16 protein-coding genes, 1 pseudogene and 1 other annotated feature are annotated in these 17,493 nt (G+C 37.6%); of the genes and pseudogenes, 11 read left to right on the top strand and 6 right to left on the bottom strand.

The features are described from left to right. Positions 1-56: 56 nt before the first annotated feature. The 3 genes from Q1B07_RS04835 to Q1B07_RS04825 all read left to right on the top strand — a co-directional run bounded on the left by Q1B07_RS04835 (position 57) and on the right by Q1B07_RS04825 (position 2,763). The gene (locus Q1B07_RS04835; protein ID WP_299089038.1) at positions 57-704 is read left to right on the top strand and encodes a GntR family transcriptional regulator; all 648 of its coding nucleotides are present in this window, start codon (positions 57-59) and stop codon (positions 702-704) included. A gap of 232 nt (positions 705-936) precedes the next feature. Then, positions 937-1,485: a GNAT family protein gene (locus tag Q1B07_RS04830; RefSeq protein ID WP_299089039.1), complete on the top strand. Its 549-nt coding sequence runs from the start codon at positions 937-939 to the stop codon at positions 1,483-1,485. A 114-nt stretch (positions 1,486-1,599) separates the two neighbouring features. Beyond that, the gene (locus Q1B07_RS04825) at positions 1,600-2,763 is read left to right on the top strand and encodes a stage II sporulation protein P (protein WP_299089040.1); all 1,164 of its coding nucleotides are present in this window, start codon (positions 1,600-1,602) and stop codon (positions 2,761-2,763) included. Between the two features lie 169 nt (positions 2,764-2,932). On the opposite strand, the pseudogene Q1B07_RS04820 reads toward Q1B07_RS04825, so the two are convergent. The 6 genes and pseudogenes from Q1B07_RS04820 to argS all read right to left on the bottom strand — a co-directional run. Beyond that, positions 2,933-3,427 (bottom strand): annotated as a pseudogene (locus Q1B07_RS04820) (amino acid permease); the annotation flags it as partial. Positions 3,428-3,597: 170 nt separating this feature from the next. Further along, on the bottom strand, positions 3,598-4,011 hold the full coding sequence (gene gvpU / locus Q1B07_RS04815) for a gas vesicle accessory protein GvpU (RefSeq protein WP_299089042.1): 414 nt from the start codon (positions 4,009-4,011) through the stop codon (positions 3,598-3,600). 199 nt (positions 4,012-4,210) lie between these two features. Then, positions 4,211-4,849, bottom strand: a complete 639-nt coding sequence (locus Q1B07_RS04810) for a FusB/FusC family EF-G-binding protein (RefSeq protein ID WP_299089044.1) — start codon at positions 4,847-4,849, stop codon at positions 4,211-4,213. Positions 4,850-4,969: 120 nt separating this feature from the next. Further along, positions 4,970-5,254 (bottom strand): CD3324 family protein, encoded by a 285-nt coding sequence (locus Q1B07_RS04805; protein ID WP_299089046.1) that lies wholly within the window; start codon positions 5,252-5,254, stop codon positions 4,970-4,972. 330 nt (positions 5,255-5,584) lie between these two features. Beyond that, complete coding sequence (locus Q1B07_RS04800) at positions 5,585-5,872, bottom strand: hypothetical protein (protein ID WP_299089048.1); 288 nt, start codon at positions 5,870-5,872, stop codon at positions 5,585-5,587. A 108-nt stretch (positions 5,873-5,980) separates the two neighbouring features. Next, positions 5,981-7,669, bottom strand: a complete 1,689-nt coding sequence (gene argS, locus Q1B07_RS04795) for an arginine--tRNA ligase (protein WP_299089050.1) — start codon at positions 7,667-7,669, stop codon at positions 5,981-5,983. Positions 7,670-7,715: 46 nt separating this feature from the next. Further along, positions 7,716-7,926: a binding site (T-box leader), on the bottom strand. Between the two features lie 157 nt (positions 7,927-8,083). Between argS and Q1B07_RS04790 the strand changes: the two genes are divergently transcribed. The 8 genes from Q1B07_RS04790 (at position 8,084) to kynB (ending at position 17,288) form a co-directional block, all read left to right on the top strand. Next, positions 8,084-8,869 (top strand): ABC transporter ATP-binding protein, encoded by a 786-nt coding sequence (locus Q1B07_RS04790; RefSeq protein ID WP_299089051.1) that lies wholly within the window; start codon positions 8,084-8,086, stop codon positions 8,867-8,869. Positions 8,870-8,892: 23 nt separating this feature from the next. After that, complete coding sequence (locus tag Q1B07_RS04785; RefSeq protein ID WP_299089053.1) at positions 8,893-10,365, top strand: response regulator transcription factor; 1,473 nt, start codon at positions 8,893-8,895, stop codon at positions 10,363-10,365. 271 nt (positions 10,366-10,636) lie between these two features. After that, entirely contained in the window at positions 10,637-11,080 is a 444-nt protein-coding gene (gene hutP / locus Q1B07_RS04780; protein ID WP_299089055.1) for a hut operon transcriptional regulator HutP, read from the top strand. A 123-nt stretch (positions 11,081-11,203) separates the two neighbouring features. After that, positions 11,204-12,730 (top strand): histidine ammonia-lyase, encoded by a 1,527-nt coding sequence (hutH, locus tag Q1B07_RS04775; protein WP_299089056.1) that lies wholly within the window; start codon positions 11,204-11,206, stop codon positions 12,728-12,730. A 122-nt stretch (positions 12,731-12,852) separates the two neighbouring features. Further along, positions 12,853-14,163 carry a Na+/H+ antiporter NhaC family protein gene (locus Q1B07_RS04770; protein ID WP_299089059.1) on the top strand — a complete coding sequence of 437 codons (1,311 nt, stop codon included), beginning with the start codon at positions 12,853-12,855 and terminating at the stop codon, positions 14,161-14,163. A 233-nt stretch (positions 14,164-14,396) separates the two neighbouring features. Next, positions 14,397-15,683: a kynureninase gene (kynU, locus tag Q1B07_RS04765; protein WP_299089062.1), complete on the top strand. Its 1,287-nt coding sequence runs from the start codon at positions 14,397-14,399 to the stop codon at positions 15,681-15,683. Positions 15,684-15,786: 103 nt separating this feature from the next. Next, positions 15,787-16,641, top strand: a complete 855-nt coding sequence (kynA, locus tag Q1B07_RS04760) for a tryptophan 2,3-dioxygenase (protein ID WP_299089064.1) — start codon at positions 15,787-15,789, stop codon at positions 16,639-16,641. 20 nt (positions 16,642-16,661) lie between these two features. Continuing rightward, a complete protein-coding gene (kynB, locus tag Q1B07_RS04755; RefSeq protein ID WP_299089066.1) occupies positions 16,662-17,288 on the top strand; it encodes an arylformamidase in 627 nt (208 codons plus the stop codon). Positions 17,289-17,493 lie beyond the last annotated feature (205 nt).

Here is a 17,493-nt window from a genome sequence, read left to right as displayed (position 1 = left end):
CTGTAGGGTAATTTAGAATTAGTGTGTGTAATTCTGTTTTTGAAAGGAATTGTAAAATGACCAAAAACTCACTTGTTGACATAGCTTATACGACAATCCGTGAAAATTTAATTACTGCTAATTATATGCCAGGTCTGCTTCTATCGGAAAATGTATTAGCAAAAGAACTAAATATGAGCCGTACCCCTATTAGAGGCGCAATCTCCCGTTTAGAGTCAGAGGGATTTGTCACATCTATTAAAAACCGTGGAATTATTGTGAAAGAGATTTCTATGAAAGAATTGCTGGACATTTCGCAAGTAATCTTTTTTTTGCAAGAGTTTTCTGTTGATGAGGTAGAGGCAAGGGGCCACAGCTTCGATCTTGATAAATTAAAAATGTATTTAGACCTGCAACTTGATGCAGAAAAGAATGATGACTATTATAAGTATATTCAATACCATCTTCTTTTTACTCGGTGTATGATTTCATCTGCAAACAATAAAACAATGCTAGAATTCATGGATTCGTTGAAAGATAAATTTGTGAGAATGGCTATGGTTAATTGGAAATTAACCCCAAACCAAAAGCATTACTCTGCAAATCAATTAAATAAGTTAATCTATGAAGCAATTTGTTCGCAGAATTACTCCAGCATTAAGCAGATTTGTAAAGAAACATTCATAAAAAACCGAGAAAGAATCATAATGTCAACAGCATTTTAAGCCGTTATTGACTCGAAAAAGTTTGATAGGGACTTATATCCTCCTCTAAGACTATCTGAATGAATCAACTATGGTTCTATAGTTCATTATGAAGCAAACACGGTTGATTTTAAACTAAAAAAACAAGTGATTATAAAGGTATCAAAGCATGTCTCTAAATAGCTTTGCTGCTTTTTTAATATATTGTTATATGCCTTGAACTAACAAAAAATCAATTAGGAGGAAATGCGAAATGAAATTTAGCAGCGAAAATATATTTGTCAGAACATTAGAACCTGATGATGCTAAGGCCTCCTTGCAGCTTGAGCTGAACAATCGGGAATTTTTTCAAAAGTTTGCTGCACGCCGGGAGGAATCTTTTTATACATTAGAAGGTCAGCTGGCGAGAATTAAGAAAAATAAAGAACTGCAGGAGCTTGATCAATATTATTTTTTCGGAATATTTTTAAAAGAATCAAAAGAACAAATTCGTTCCATTATGCTTTCAGAAGTGTTGAGAGGGGCTTTACAGAGCTGTTATGTCGGTTATTCTTTAGACCGCAACCATAATGGAAAGGGATATATGACAGAAGCGGTTCGTTTAATCGTTGATTTTGCATTTAATCAATTAAAGCTACATAGAATTGAAGCTGGTGTAATGCCGCATAATATTGGCTCCATCAGAGTTTTAGAGAAAGCAGGGTTTCACAAGGAAGGCGTTGCTAGGAAAAATGTTAAAGTCAACGGAAAATGGGAAGACCATCAAGTACTGGCCATTATAAATGAGGATGATACAATTTAATTATCTATAAAGCAAAGATGAATAGAAATAAAAATGAGATAAAAATGAGATAAATCTTGTTATACCCCCTTCTTCTTTTCATATACATAAATGAAGAATAAAAGGGGGTGTGTTGTGAAAACAAAGGATCTCTTCTTATTTAAGCTTTTCTATGTTCCCGCTTTGACCGTGATTTTTGTTTTTTGTTTAATCGGCCTTATTATAACGTTTAATGTGAGAGTTGATTCTAAAAATATTCAAAGGACGATTGGTGATTTTAGCACAGAGCAACTATTTGTTCATTTTCTCCAGGCTGAAAATCAGTACTTTTATCAAAATCCCGATAACCCCTTATTTACCACAGCAAATCTTTCAGCATTAGCCATCCAATTAGCAACAAGGATAAAACCAACAGATGTAAGAACGTATTTAGGAAATGAATTGCCTGGATTGAAATTGTATGAAACAGAAATTGCTATAGCAGGGGAAGGGACGAATCTTAGTAATCTTCCCTACGAGTCACCGCCGCCGACTGAGGTTTTACTGAAGGAAAGACAAGTGGCGGAGGAAAAGCTTAGTGAACGACAAAACTCAGAAACAGATCAAAAGCCTGTTGCTAATCCTGAGCATAAAACTGTTTTTATTTATCAAAGCCACAGCTGGGAATCGTTTTTGCCATTATTAAAGGATGCAAATAACTCCAATGAGGCGATAAGCTCTGACGAAAGGGTAAATGTGATTGGTCTTGGAAGCCGATTAGCTGAAAACCTGATGAAACGAGGAATTGGCGTCATCCATGATAAAACCAATATGACACAGGAGTTGCATAAGAAAGGCTGGAAATCTACCAGAGCTTATACTGTATCAGGTGAGATTGTTGAGGAAGCTGCTGCTGCGAAGAATGCGAATTTAGATTATTTTATTGATATTCATCGCGATTCCGCTCGAAGACACATCACGACAAAAACAATCAATGGAAAAAATTATGCTAGGGTTTATTTTGTCGTTGGAAAGGAACACGAAAATTATCTAGAAAATCTCGATGTAGCGAAAACGTTTCATCAAAGACTTGAGGCAAAATACCCTGGGATTAGCCGCGGTGTGTTTCTTAAGTCTAAAAGTGATGGAAATGGAGTTTACAATCAGGATGTGTCCAATAATGCCATGCTTTTGGAAGTTGGCGGTGTGGATAATAACTTAGAAGAGCTGGAAAGAACAATCGATGTCTTTTCAGATATTCTCGCTGATTACTATTGGGAGCAAAATGAAGCAAAAGAGGTAAATGGTGATGGGGAATGATTTCTCATCATCATTTTTACTTTTAAAGCTAAGACTTATATAAAAAATGGTCAACCAAATAATAAGATTGACCATTCTATAGGAAACCTAATAATATCGAATTTTATTCACAGGCTTTTTCCACCCTTTTTTCATTTTTAAGCAAACTAAGGCAATAACTGCGACAAAATAAATTTTCAATTTTATCAAACCCTTTTGTTCCGGAAATCACCACCAAAATTGAAAGAATGGCATAGCCTGCTGCAAAGATCCATAACGGAATATGGGGGAACCAAAACCGTGAAAGGATAGCAAGTGCAGTTAGTTGACTACCCATAATAAGAATATTAGAACACCAATAATTCCAGCCGCAGCTGAATTCCGCCCACTTTCCAAAAGCCTTGCCGGCATAATAACAAAATGATCCTTCTTGAGGGTCTTCAGACGTCATTTTCGCCAAAACATTAAAAACAATAAATGTTCCAAGCGCTGCTAAGAGAAATGAAATAACAATAGAGGGTCCAGTTATTTCTACACCTATACTCGAGCCAAGAAAATATCCGGTACCAATTGTGCAGCCAATCCCAATCAACGATAACTGCCACCATATTAAATTTCCTTCTTTAGAACTTGTATGTGATTTATTGTTTGCACCACCAGGGTTACTGCAACTTACATTACTCATCTCTTACCTCCTCTACAACCCTAGTTTTTAGTGTTCAATGTGTAAGCAGTGAAAATGTATCATCATGTAATACATAAGATACATACTTTTCTGAAACATACATGCTGATACTCTATTAAAAATAAAACCCCCAAAAGGTTTTGAAGGGGATTTTATTGCCTGAAGGTGTTTTAGTTAAGTAAATCGAAAGAAAAGCCATCTATTGATGAAATTCTACCTCTCCACCAGGAGCCATTAGGTAATTGAGTTGGTTTACTGTGATACTTGGCATGTTTTAAGTGAATGAAGGTTTTTAAACTTCCCTTTTGCTCTTTTTCAGCCTCTTCTTGTTTTTGTTTGGCGTAAGCTTCTTTTAAATCACCGAATTTTTTTGAAATGATTTTTGACATTGTACTGTCCTGAAGGTGTTTGGAAGCTTCTGTTACGCCTTCATAGTAGGCGCTTGCTCCAATTAATGTCCCTGAAATAATCGCCCCTTGGACACTTAGAGTTACTTCTACTTCGATTCCGTCTTCTTCAACCAAATCTAAGAACATAAGAATAATGGCATCATCAGTGCCAGTTTGTTGTTCCTTCTTGGCCATAACATCCACCTCACAAATGAAATACGTATGTATATCATGCCCTTAATAGACAAATTAAACCTAAAGATCTTTTCTTCGAAGTATTCTGATAAAAGTTATTTCAGGGATATCGTTAATTTGATTTGGTGTTTATTTAAGGTATGAAGGATTAATGGCGCAATAGGTACTTGATCATCAAAAAACAGATTTGATCTACTGCTTAATGATTCATGTGCTCAATAAAATCAATTAATTTCTCATTGTTGATTAGTTTTTGGTTGCATTCCATGCTGTCTTGACATATATATCGTCCCTTATTAATGTAGGTCCCCTTTACTGAAGGCTTAGATTCAGTAATAAACATACCTATTTGTCCATGGGAATTACATAATGAACAAATTCCTTTCTTATGGCTGTTTTTAAATGTCCCTTTTATTCCAATTAGTTTATTTTCTTTTACAAAAACAAGATATTTTCTTTCCGAAGCTTGATCTGTCCAGCCTAAATAGGAGATTTCTGTAAAATCAATTTTTTCAAGATTTGGGAGCTTTAGCTTTTTTATCTTTGGAAATAAATTTTTCAAGGATTTATCACTTATTTCTTTAAAAGGAATAACATAAGGCTTTAATCCATGTAAAAACGTTTCTGCTTGTTGTTTTTCTTTTATGGTCTGAATGAAATAGAGTAATTGTTCTTGCTCCTTATTTAAGTCAGGAAATAATTCATATACTTTTTCGATTGCAACTAATTTAAGAGCACTTAAAACCCCTGGATCTTTTGTGCTTGAATGACCATTTAAAAGAATCTGTGTTTGTTTCTTGATAAAATGAAATTGATAACTTTTGATAAAGGGTTCCATCGTTATCACTCCTCCTACAAAATTTCAACATTATATCTCCTTTTACTTTAAAATCTTAGTCTGCAAAATTATAGGTAAAAAACAATTCAGAAATAAAATAGCCATATAAAAAAGCACTGTTTATGAATCAGTGCTTTCAAATGTTTTTGAGTAAACTATTTTTTTTATCGTTTCAATCGAGAGAAAAAATTCATCGGCTAATTGGTCAATCTCATTCCCGTTTTTGAAAGATTTTTTTATTTTAGCATTTCGGTCATCTATTAATTGTCTGCTACCTGAGTTTGATCCCCATTTTTGATGATTCCTTTTTGGTTTAGGAATATAAACAGTTTCTCCTTGTACATACTTTTGGATTTCTTTGATCAATTCTTCAGGTAATACGCGACTTGCATTTACATATTTCATTTCCGCTCAGCTCCTTATTTTTTATAAATCAAAAAATAAGTGCAAAGCCGAAATATTAGTCAAGCAGTCGATTATTATGGGCGATATTTAGTAATTAGACCGTCCCATGCAAAGAATCGCCTTCCTAATACCAGGCTTTGCATGGGGTGTTAAAGTCATAGGTGAAGGTTTCATGTTCACCATTTGAAAGTCACCTCTTTAAATCGTTTTATTCACTTACAATATCTATTTTCCTATAATTAGTAAAAAAAATAAACACTATTTTACTTTTGCTTGTGCATAATTCTAGGTAAAATAAACTTTAGGCAACCAGAGATGATTGCCTAAAGTTTAACGAGAGTCATTATATGGTTCTTCAGTATTTATACTTTTTTCATCGTGTGGCGGATGTGCATTCGGGAATTGCCTTGGCATATCCTCGTGCAAAATGCGGTTTTCATAAGTAAAAGCGCTATAAAATTGTTGTCCATGCTGCCATGGTGTATTTTTATTTTCTACCTTTTTATTCTTACCAATTGGTGAGCCGAAAGAACCTTCCGGGAATTCTTCAGCTGTTAAGAAGTTTCTTTGGGTTTCGACATTTGAAAAATCTGTATATTCCTCATCATTGCTTAACATAGGAACACCTCCGTGATCTGGCTTTTGATTAGTTTGACCACAGTGGAGGAATTTATTAGTTCTTTAATTGAAATTGAAAAACATCAGTACTTTTCTTGTGATACAAGACTACATTTCTTCAGGAGCAGTGATCCCAAGCAATCTTAAACCTTCACTCAAGACGGTTGTAACAGATTTGACTAAAGCGATACGTTGCGCCTTTTGTTCATCATCAGCTAATATCTTCACAATGCCATAGTATTTATTGAATTCTTGTGAGAGATCAATCAAGTATTTGGCGATTTGTGATGGTTCATATAAAGTCATGCTTTTTTTAATGACAGCAGGGAAGTCCATCAGCATCTTTACTAATTCCCAGCTTTCCTCTCCATCTAACCCTTCAGCTAGACTATCTTTTGCTCCCCCAGCTTTTCTTAAAATGGAACAAGCTCTGGCATGTGTATATTGCACATATGGTCCAGTTTCGCCTTCAAATTTCAGCATATCTTTTAGTGAAAATTCAATATTATTTAAGCGCTCATTTTTTAAGTCATGAAAAATTAAAGCTCCAATTGCAACTTGCTTCGCTACCTCATCTTTATTTTGTAAGCCTGGATTCTTCACTTCAATGTTTTCTTTTGCTAAAGAAACGGCTTCACTGATGACATCTTCCAAAAGGACAACCTTGCCTTTTCTCGTCGACATTTTCTTGCCATCCTTTAAAATGAAGCCGAATGGAACGTGGACTAAATTGTTTGCCCAGTTATATCCCATTTTCTTAAGAACAAGAAATACTTGTTTAAAGTGCAGGCTTTGTTCATGACCGACAACATAGATTCCTTTTTTGAAATGGTAGGTTTCTTGTCTATATAATGCTGCTGTTAAATCCCTTGTTGCATAAAGGGTAGCCCCATCTGATTTTTTTAGTAAACATGGCGGTAATTCATACTCATCTAAATGGACGACTTCTGCACCATCAGAGGTTGAAAGCAGCTTTTGATCATTGAGTAGTCGGAGAGTTTTCTCCATTTTATCGTTATAAAATGCTTCACCATGGTAGGAATCAAAGGTAATCCCTAATGACTTATAGATTTTTGAAAACTCTTGGAGAGACTCTGATCTAAACCATTCCCAAAGCTTGGTTGGTTCCGCATCACCATCTTCAAGTTTTTTAAACCAGATTCTCGCTTCTTCTTCAAGATGTTTTTGTTGCTCAGCTTCTTCATGAAATTTTACATAAAGGCTCAGCAATTCCTTTATCGGGTTTTGCTTTACTTGCTCCTCATTTCCCCATAGCTTATAAGCGACAATCAATTTTCCAAACTGGGTGCCCCAATCCCCTAAATGGTTAATTCGAATTGCATTATACCCACATTTTTCAAAAATATGGGCAAGTGAGTTTCCAATTACAGTTGAACGTAAATGCCCCATTGAAAAGGGCTTTGCAATATTAGGAGATGAAAAGTCTATTGTTATGTTTTTGCCATTTCCAATGTCGGATGAACCATAGTGTTTCCCTTGGTCAAGAATCGAAGTAATCACTACATTGCTGACGAGTTTTTTATGAAAAAATCCATTAACATAAGGTCCATCTGCCACTACTTTTTCAAACATTGGATGATTGATGCGAGTTGCAATTTCAACAGCAATCTGGTTTGGCGCTTTCTTTAAGGTCTTTGCCAACGTGAAGCAAGGGAATGCGATATCACCTTGAGTAGAATATCTAGGTTTTTCAATTAATTCTAAAATATTTTCAAGAGAGAGAATGCCGTTTAAGCTTTTCGTTAATTCTTCAGCATATATGTTTAGTAAATCCATCTTCTTTATCACCTTTCTTTTGAAAATAAAAAAATCCCGCCTCTAAACTAGAGACGAGATTTGCCCGCGGTACCACTCTTATTGTTCATTAAGAACCTTCTTTTCCTTGATATCGAGGTGTTCCCCGGCTGGACCTACTATAATTTCGGAGCAGCTTCTCAGAAGTGCGCTTCATTTTACATCATCCATTAGGCTCCCACCATCCCTAACTCGCTTTGGATTTTTTGTAAAATTACTCTCTTCGTCATCGAACCAAATGATCTTTTTAGCGATTATAAAGAATTTACGGAAAGAAAGCAATTAATTTTTACAAAATTAGGTACAACAAAACGAGGTTATAGTATTTTTCTCCAATCTTTTGTAAGATGGTAAAAAAGTAGATTCATAGAATCAAGTCGGAAAAAGAGGTGGACAATGAGTACCATAATTGAGCTTACTAACGTTTCGTTAAAGAGAAACGGACACTGGTTGTTAAAAGAAATTAATTGGACAATACATAAACAAGAAAACTGGGTGCTTTATGGGTTGAATGGTGCGGGAAAGACAGCGCTATTAAGCATGCTTTGTGCATACTATTTCCCTACAACAGGTAGTGTTACCGTTTTAGGAAAAGTGTTTGGTAGAGACTATTTAGCAGAAAAACTGCGGCAAAAAATTGGTTTGGTGTCTTCAAATTTACAGCAAAAGCTCTATCCGTCAGATACGGCATATCAAATTGTTTTAAGTGGAGCATTCGCTTCCATTGGTTTATATGAGGAACCTACAGATGAAATGAGACAAAAAGCAATTGGACTGCTGGAGGAACTTCATTGTTTGTCCTATGCTGATAGAGCTTATGAAACTCTTTCACAAGGTGAGAGACAGCGGGTACTAATTGCCAGAGCATTAATGGCAGACCCTGAGCTATTAATCTTGGATGAGCCGACAACTGGCTTGGATTTTCTTGCTCGTGAGCAGCTGTTGGCAGCATTGGAGACGATCAATAAACGCGAAAATGCCCCGACATTCCTATATGTCACACACCATGTAGAAGAAATTCTCCCCATTTTCTCCCATACGCTTTTGTTGAAAAAAGGTGAGGTGTTCGATTCGGGACGTACAGATGAGATGATTTCAGAAGAAAAACTCTCGCAGCTTTTTGAACTTGACGTTTTCGTAAATTGGGAGAATGGACGTGCTAGTTTAAGGAGAAAACTGTAAAAAAAGCTTTAGGAGTTGCAGGGATGAAGATTTATCTGGTAGCCAAAGATGGACTTGAAGCACAAGGAATACGTTGGATCATACAATCACATGTCACAGGAATTCAGTTGACGTCATTTGAAGAAATAAAAGAACTTTCCAATGTTATTAAGTATGAAAAGCCAGACTTTGTCATCATAGATATGGATAAATGGGCATTGAAAGATGACCCTTTAAAAGAAGTGCTGCAAACTAAACAAATCCGCTGGTTAGGGATCTCTTCGGAGAGAGTGTTTCAGGTTGCCTATCGCGGCCTGAGCCTGCATGCGGAGGATATTTTGTTCCGACCGTTTTCCCCTGGAGATTTAATTAAACAAGTTCAGCAATTACGTTTTCAAATTCGAAATCGTAAGCAATTTTCGGCTGGCAGTAATGAGGAGGAGAACGATCATATCGATATCGATTATGCTGATTTTTTCTTGAATGACAAACTCCATCCGCAATCGGTTATCATGTCGGCATTTATCACCCCAAATGGGCATGCATTGCCTTATGTATATGAAACACTGCAAGAGTTCCCTTTTACTGGAAAGTATCGGTTTTTTGCCTTATCTCAATTTATATTAGGGATTCATGAAACAGAGGAGCAATCACATCTAAAGGAACAGTGTCGAGCATTTCTTGCAAGCTGGAAGGAACAAATGGAGGAACCCCTAGCCCTTGTATTGAATTCACCTGCAGGAAAAAGCACATTAAAGGAAATCTATCGACAAACAAAGGAATTAACAGAGCAAGTGTTCTTTGAAGGGTATGACATTATTTTGGCGGGAGATGAACGAGCAGGATGGCGGGATATGGATCCTTTTCTGACACCGCTCGAACAGCGTCAGTGGATTGAAATGCTTGAAAAAAGAGATACTAAAGCGATATGCGAATGGGTAGAACATGAATTTTTCACCTATAAAAAACCGTATCCAAGCCCTGACATGGTACGAATCAGATTGACAAGTGTTTTGGCGCAAATCCGCAGGTATATGAAGGCATATAAGACAAATGAAGCAGACTGGGAAATCGCCTACCACAATGTCTTTCAGCAAATTATCCGAAATCCGGTCATATATCAAATTGTTTCTGAACTGCTTACATTTGTCACCCATCTGCTTGCAGCAAGGAATGACAGTCACCAGAAGGGCACAGAGACACTTGTCGAAAAGGTTAAAGACATGATGGAAGCAAATTTTTGGGATGCTCAGTGGAATTTGGCTGCATGTGCTCAAGCACTCAGGATCAATAAAAGCACGCTTAGCCGTCGCTTTGCTGCAGAATCTGGACAATCGTTTCGAGATACACTGCATCAAATGCGGATTCGGGAAGCAAAACGGCTTTTGCAGGATACTGAACTTTCGATAGAGGAAATTTCACGGTTAACAGGCTATACACATCAAACGTATTTTAATACGAAATTCAAACAGCTTGAAGGGTGCACACCATTTGCCTATCGTTCAGGAATAGAGTAACTATTTTCCTGCAAGTATCACAAATGCCGTGTCTTTTTCATATTATAGTGGAAGATATGGCGCTTTATCCCAATCTTAACGGTCAGTAATCCCCATAACAAGATTCAATTGAGGCATAGGAGTCAAGCGGTAGAACTGCCCGTAAAGATTCCGATAAGTCTCGCTTTATGAAAAATATGGTTGACACTCAATTTTCAAGCGCTTACAATGAAACTAGTTATTAGCTATTAGAGTATTTTAGATAAATAGTAAGTGAGAAAGAGTTGTTTATATGGCATTGAGTAAAGATCGTCGTATCGGTCGGCACGCCATTCTTCTTCTACTATCTGACGATTCAACTGAACAGCTGGCAAAACTCGAGCAGTCGAATTGGAAGGGTTGTGTAGGGAAAGTCGGGTCGATGGATGCACATAAAGTAGTTGCTGCAATTGAAACAGCAGCAAAGAAAAATGAGATTATCCAGTCTGATGTTTATCGTGAATCACATGCATTATACCATGCAATAATTGAGGCGCTTCATGGTGTAACTAGAGGCCAAGTTCAAATAGGGTCAGTACTTAGAACGGTTGGCTTATCTTTTGCCATTTTGCGGGGGAACCCGTATGATAATGAGCAAGAGGGAGATTGGATTGCTGTTTCCTTATATGGTACAATTGGTGCGCCTGTTAAGGGATCTGAGCATGAAACCATTGGTTTTGGCATTAATCATATATAATTTGCCCATAGTATTTTAGTAAATAGGGGGCTATATCTTGAAATCATATTTGATTTCATTGATATAGCCCCCTTTTCTATTGCCTCTTTACTTAACTAAAGGATTTTGAAGGGAGAAAGAATGATGGTTACATTAACGGGTCAAACACTTACATTTTCTGAACTAAAGAAAGTTCTTTTTGATGGTGAAAAGGTTGTGTATTCGGAAGAAAGCATGAGAAAAGTGCAAGAAAGCCGAAAAGCGGTGGATAAAATTGTCGCAGAAGGAAGAATCGTCTATGGGATTACAACAGGTTTTGGAAAATTTAGTGATGTTCTTATTGGCAAGGATGATGTGGAGTCGTTGCAGCTAAATCTCATTCGTTCCCATGCTTGCGGAATTGGCGAACCGTTTCCAGAGGTCGTTTCACGAGCAATGATCCTGCTTCGTGCCAACGCCTTGCTGAAAGGATTTTCCGGTGTCCGGCCTGTTGTGATTGAACGGTTGTTAGACTTATTAAATACAGGGATCCATCCTGTCATTCCTCAGCAAGGTTCACTTGGAGCAAGCGGTGATTTAGCGCCGCTTTCCCATCTTGCCCTCGTTTTAATTGGCGAAGGTGAGGTTTTCTATAAAGGAAAGCGAGTACCTGCGATTGAAGCTTTAACGAAAGAGTCGATTTTTCCCATCACATTAACAGCAAAAGAGGGATTAGCCCTTATCAATGGAACACAGGCAATGACAGCAATGGGGGCAATAGCCTATATGGAAGCTGAAAAACTAGCTTACCAAACAGAATTAATTGCCTCATTGACAATTGAAGGACTTCGTGGAATTATTGATGCCTTTGATGGGGATATCCATCTAGCAAGGGGCTATAAAGAGCAAGTAGAAGTTGCAGAACGAATTCGCGGACTGCTTAGTGATAGTCAACTAACGACAAAACAGGGAGAATTACGCGTCCAAGATGGCTATTCAATCCGCTGTATCCCGCAAGTACATGGAGCAACATGGCAAACGTTAAATTATGTGAAAGAAAAATTGGAGATCGAAATGAATGCGGCAACAGATAATCCATTAATCTTTGAAAATGGTGAAAAGGTTTTATCAGGGGGAAATTTCCACGGGCAGCCAATTGCCCTTGCTATGGACTTTTTAGCCATTGCAATGGCAGAGCTGGCCAATATTTCAGAACGAAGAATTGAACGCTTAGTAAATCCGCAGTTAAATGATTTGCCGCCATTTTTAAGCCCAGAGCCTGGTCTGCAATCAGGCGCCATGATTATGCAGTACGTTGCAGCCTCACTCGTTTCGGAAAACAAAACATTGGCACATCCCGCAAGTGTTGATTCCATTCCTTCCTCAGCCAACCAAGAGGATCATGTCAGCATGGGGACAATCGGTTCACGGCATGCTTATCAAGTCATAACAAATACACGCAGAGTAATGGCGATTGAAGCTATTTGCGGGATGCAGGCAGCTGAAATACGCGGCATCGATAAAATGGCGACAGCAACAAAGGCATTTTTAGAAAATGGCAGAAAGATCATTCCATTTATTAGTGAAGATCGAGTTTTTTCAAAGGATATTGAAGCAATGAACGAATGGTTGAAAGAGGGAGTTTTCCACTTTGATTATTTAGGAGAAAAGAAGACTCATACACAAAATTAAGTATTCAATTTTAAGGGAACAGCACCATTTGTAGTTAATTAGTTGAGATGAAGGCCTGTTCCCTTTCTATATAGATTGAACTAAAAATGTAAGGCATTCGAAAGGGTAGAAAGGATGATCAGATGTTAAATGCAGTAGTAGTTTCAGTCATAGTAATGTCTGCATTGAGTCTTCTTGGTGTAAATGTCATGTTTGCGATTTTAATTGCAGCCGGTGTAGCTGGTTTGATGGAAGGCCTGTCATTAGTGGAAGCGACGAATATGCTGATCTCTGGCATGGGAGGACAGGCGAATACAGCATTAAGTTATGTTATGCTTGGTATATTTGCTGTTATGATTGGTTATTCGGGTATTACAGGATTTCTTGTAAAAAGTCTTGTAAGCGTTTTAAAAGGGAAGCGAACCATCTTGTTGTTGACAATTGCCGGAGTTTCTTGCTTATCCCAAAATATTGTTCCGATCCACATTGCGTTTATTCCAATCTTAATACCTCCTTTGCTCCATCTATTCGATACGATGAAGATCGATCGCAGAGGTGTCGCCACGGCATTAACGTTTGGAGTGGAGGCGCCTTATATCATGATTCCTGCCGGTTTTGGGTTAATATTTCATGGAATTATTGCCGATGAAATGAAAGCAAGCGGTATGGACATCCCCCTTTCATCTGTTGCAAGCGCGATGTTAATACCAGGTCTTGGCATGATTGTAGGAGTATTGATTGCGATTTTTATCTCTTATGGCAAGGCTCGTGAAATCCCTGAAAGGAATCAAGGGGTTATCAATGAGGCAGCAGTATCAATAGAGAGCGGACTAACATTTACGAAACGTCATTTCTTTACAATTGTCTCTATTATATGTGCCCTGATCGTCCAGTTAGTTTCCAGCTCCCTTGTTTTGGGAGGCATAACTGGGATTATTCTCATGTTTCTGTTAACGGTTGTCCCATTTAAAAAAGGAGAAATGGTTGTTAATGAAGGGATTAAAATGATGGGAATGATAGCATTTGTCATGTTAATTGCTTCAGGATATGCGACAATTTTAAAGGAAACTGGTGCGATTGATGAGCTTGTGAAATACTCAACCGGAGTTTTGGGTGATAATAAATTTATTATTGCCGTCGTGATGCTTCTAATTGGCTTACTTATTACTATGGGTACTGGCTCTTCATTTGGGACAATCCCAATTATTGCTGCCCTGTTCGTTCCGATTTGTGCAACAGTCGGATTTTCTCCAATGGCGACTGCCGCATTAATTGGAACAGCTGGTGCACTTGGGGATGCTGGCTCACCAGCTTCAGATAGCACACTTGGCCCAACGTCAGGGTTAAACGCAGATGGAAAACATCATCATATTTGGGATACATGTGTACCAACTTTTTTGCATTTTAATATTCCTCTCTTCATCTTTGGCATTATTGCCGCAATGGTGCTTTAAAAAATACAAGCCAGGTATGTAAGTGTAATGAACTGCCTACCTGGTTTTTCAATGATTATAAAACAATATGTTTCTCCATAAATATCATAATAGCTATCTCCTTTTTGATCATTTCATACCCCAAATTATGTCATTCGTAACAGCAATGAATAGGTTATATCCTTAATACATCATCACATATTCCTTAGTAAGCTTTTCATGAATTCACCAAAAAATAAAAAAGGGGGATTATCATGCCTTCAAATAACTTTCAACCTTTAGTAGATTTTGCAAAACACTTAGATAAACAAGATAGCCTTCAACGCTATCGTAAGGAGTTTTATTTAAAGCCTGACATCATTTATATGGATGGGAATTCATTGGGCCTTCTTTCAAAAAGAGCTGAACGTACACTGCTTGAATGTATAGATGATTGGAAGGAGCTCGGAATCGATGGTTGGTTACAAGGAAAACACCCCTGGTTTTACTTATCAGAGAAATTAGGCGAAATGTGTGCACCATTAGTAGGCGCTTCCCCTGAAGAAGTGATTGTTACTGGCTCCACAACTGTAAACCTTCATCAATTAATCGCGACTTTCTATAAGCCTAAAGGAAAGCGTACAAAAATTTTAGCCGATGAACTAACTTTCCCATCCGATCTATATGCCCTTCAAAGTCAGCTTCGTATTCGTGGATATGATCCTGAAACTCATCTTATTCGTGTAAAGAGCCGAGATGGCCGTTTTTTAGAAGAAAATGAAATAATCGATGCGATGACAGAAGAAATTGCGGTCATAATTATGCCTACCGTGCTTTATCGGAGCAGTCAAATCGTTGATATAAAACGGTTAACAGCAGAGGCGCATAAAAGAGATATTATCATTGGATTTGACGCATGTCATTCAGTCGGTGCCATTCCGCATTCGTTTAGTGAATGGGGAGTTGATTTTGCTTACTGGTGTCATTATAAACATGTAAATGGCGGACCAGGTGCTGTTGGCGGTTTATATGTTAATAAAAAACACTTTGGAACAAGTCCTGGACTCGCAGGATGGTTCGGGTCGAGAAAAGATAAGCAATTTGATATGGAACATCTTTTCACTCCAGCTGAATCGGCAGGAGCGTATCAGATTGGAACACCACATATATTAAGTCTTGCCCCATTAATTGGTTGCTTAGAGCTTTTTGCTGAGGCAGGGATTGAAACGATTCGCGAAAAGTCGCTAAGCATCAATCAATATTTAATGGATTTAATTGAATACGAATTAGCAGACTGGGGCTTTTTCATTGGAAATCCTAGAGAAGATGAGTGTCGCGGCGGTCATGTGAGTCTTGAACATCCTGAAGCTGCCCGCATTTGCAAAGCTTTGAAAGATAACGGTGTCATACCGGATTTCAGATCCCCAAATATTATACGGCTAGCGCCTGTTGCTCTTTATAGTTCATACGAGGATGTTTGGAAAGTGGTGCAAATTCTTAAGAAGATCATGTCAGAAAACCAATATAAAAAATATGCGAAAAAGCGTGAAAACATTTCATAAAGGGATGTTCTTACGAAGACACAGGAAAAAATAACGAAAGAATGGTAGTATTTAAGATTTGGAAGGTGATCAGAGCATAGGTATGACAGAGGGGGAATTTAAAATGAACGACCAAAACAATGAGCCAAACAGTGGAAAAGAGTTGGAAAAAGGGATTCGAACGGATTTCCAGCATGCGATGTCTTACGGAGATTATCTGAAGCTTGATCACATCTTATCAAGCCAACATAGATGCTCTGATCATCATGATGAAATGCTGTTTATAATAATCCATCAGACGAGTGAGCTTTGGATGAAGCTTATTTTGCATGAGTTATCAGCTGCTATTCAGTGCATCAGCAAAAATGAGTTGGAACCGTCATTTAAAATGCTGTCACGTGTTTCGAGAATTCAGCAGCAGTTGATTCAATCATGGAGCGTTCTTTCCACTCTGACTCCTGCAGAATATATGGAATTTAGAGATCAATTGGGGAGCTCTTCTGGATTTCAATCTTATCAAAATCGATTGATTGAATTTGCGCTTGGTAATAAGAATGTTCATACATTATCAGTCTATCAACATCAGACAGACCTATTTGAGAACATGCAGCAGGCTCTACAGAAGCCAAGTATTTATGACATCGCCATTCAAGCACTTGCTGCGAATGGATTACCTGTCGATAAAAATGTAATCGAAAGGAATTTCTCACTAAGTTATGAACCGAATGACAGCGTGGAAGCGGCTTGGTTGACCGTTTATCGCAATGTTGATCATTATTGGGATTTATATGAGCTTGCTGAAAAACTGGTGGATATTGGCTATCAACAGCAAACCTGGCGCTTTCATCATATGAGTACGGTAGAAAGAATCATTGGCCATAAAAAAGGTACTGGAGGTTCATCTGGCGTAACGTATTTAAAAAGAGTGCTGGATCAACAGTTCTTCCCAGAACTATGGAGTGTAAGAACGAAGCTGTAAGATGAGATGGAGGAAAAGATATGAATAAATGGATTGATATTTCACAACCTTTGGATGAAAAGGTGCCAGTTTGGCCAGGTGACACACCTTTCTCTAATAAATTGATTACGAATATAGAAGAAAGTGGATCAGTGAATGTTGGCCAAATCAATATGAGTACACACACCGGCACGCATATTGATGCTCCTTTTCATTTTGATAATGAGGGGAAAAAAGTGATTGACTTGGATGTAAATATCTATATTGGAAAAGCGAAGGTCATTCACCTCCCTAATATAAGTTGTATCGGAGTAAAAGAATTATCTAGTTTAGATCTTAATGGTGTTGTTCGTCTGTTAATTCGTACCGATGCCTGGAAGGATCGGCAGAAATTTCCGCAAACGATTCCTTATATCCAGCCGGAGTTATCTAAGTACCTTTCCGAAGTTGGTATTCGACTTCTTGGTCTTGATTTGCCATCAGTTGACCCTTTAGATAGTAAAGAGTTATCAGCCCATCATCAACTTGCTGCCCATGGCATTCATATATTGGAGGGGCTTGTTTTAGCAAATGTGCTACCAGGTGATTATGAAATGGCGGCTCTACCACTGCCGCTTGTTGAAGGGGATGGAAGCCCGGTACGTGCGGTCCTTAAAAAAATAATCTAATTTATCCAAATAAAAATAAGCGACTGACAAGGTCGCTTTTACTATCATTTTTTATTCATGTTGAAAATCTTTATGAAACTATTTATAAAAAATATGAGTTAATAAAATATAGTAAAATTATTTATAAAATAATCAATAAATTATAAATTACTTTTGAGATTACTCATTATAAAATGAAAGTAACAACAAAGAGGAGGAGAAATAA

Origin of the sequence: uncultured Metabacillus sp., from assembly GCF_947503125.1 — a bacterium.
Classification (GTDB): Bacteria; Bacillota; Bacilli; order Bacillales; family Bacillaceae; genus Metabacillus.
This window is presented reverse-complemented; position numbering and strand designations above follow the sequence as displayed.

Coding starts and splice junctions, on each gene's coding strand:
- Q1B07_RS04835 (WP_299089038.1), top strand. CDS start 57: ATGACCAAAAACTCACTTGTTGACATAGCTTATACGACAATCCGTGAA.
- Q1B07_RS04830 (WP_299089039.1), top strand. CDS start 937: ATGAAATTTAGCAGCGAAAATATATTTGTCAGAACATTAGAACCTGAT.
- gvpU (WP_299089042.1), bottom strand. CDS start 4,011: ATGGCCAAGAAGGAACAACAAACTGGCACTGATGATGCCATTATTCTT.
- Q1B07_RS04810 (WP_299089044.1), bottom strand. CDS start 4,849: ATGGAACCCTTTATCAAAAGTTATCAATTTCATTTTATCAAGAAACAA.
- Q1B07_RS04805 (WP_299089046.1), bottom strand. CDS start 5,254: ATGAAATATGTAAATGCAAGTCGCGTATTACCTGAAGAATTGATCAAA.
- Q1B07_RS04800 (WP_299089048.1), bottom strand. CDS start 5,872: ATGTTAAGCAATGATGAGGAATATACAGATTTTTCAAATGTCGAAACC.
- argS (WP_299089050.1), bottom strand. CDS start 7,669: ATGGATTTACTAAACATATATGCTGAAGAATTAACGAAAAGCTTAAAC.
- Q1B07_RS04790 (WP_299089051.1), top strand. CDS start 8,084: ATGAGTACCATAATTGAGCTTACTAACGTTTCGTTAAAGAGAAACGGA.
- Q1B07_RS04785 (WP_299089053.1), top strand. CDS start 8,893: ATGAAGATTTATCTGGTAGCCAAAGATGGACTTGAAGCACAAGGAATA.
- hutP (WP_299089055.1), top strand. CDS start 10,637: ATGGCATTGAGTAAAGATCGTCGTATCGGTCGGCACGCCATTCTTCTT.
- hutH (WP_299089056.1), top strand. CDS start 11,204: ATGGTTACATTAACGGGTCAAACACTTACATTTTCTGAACTAAAGAAA.
- Q1B07_RS04770 (WP_299089059.1), top strand. CDS start 12,853: ATGTTAAATGCAGTAGTAGTTTCAGTCATAGTAATGTCTGCATTGAGT.
- kynU (WP_299089062.1), top strand. CDS start 14,397: ATGCCTTCAAATAACTTTCAACCTTTAGTAGATTTTGCAAAACACTTA.
- kynA (WP_299089064.1), top strand. CDS start 15,787: ATGAACGACCAAAACAATGAGCCAAACAGTGGAAAAGAGTTGGAAAAA.
- kynB (WP_299089066.1), top strand. CDS start 16,662: ATGAATAAATGGATTGATATTTCACAACCTTTGGATGAAAAGGTGCCA.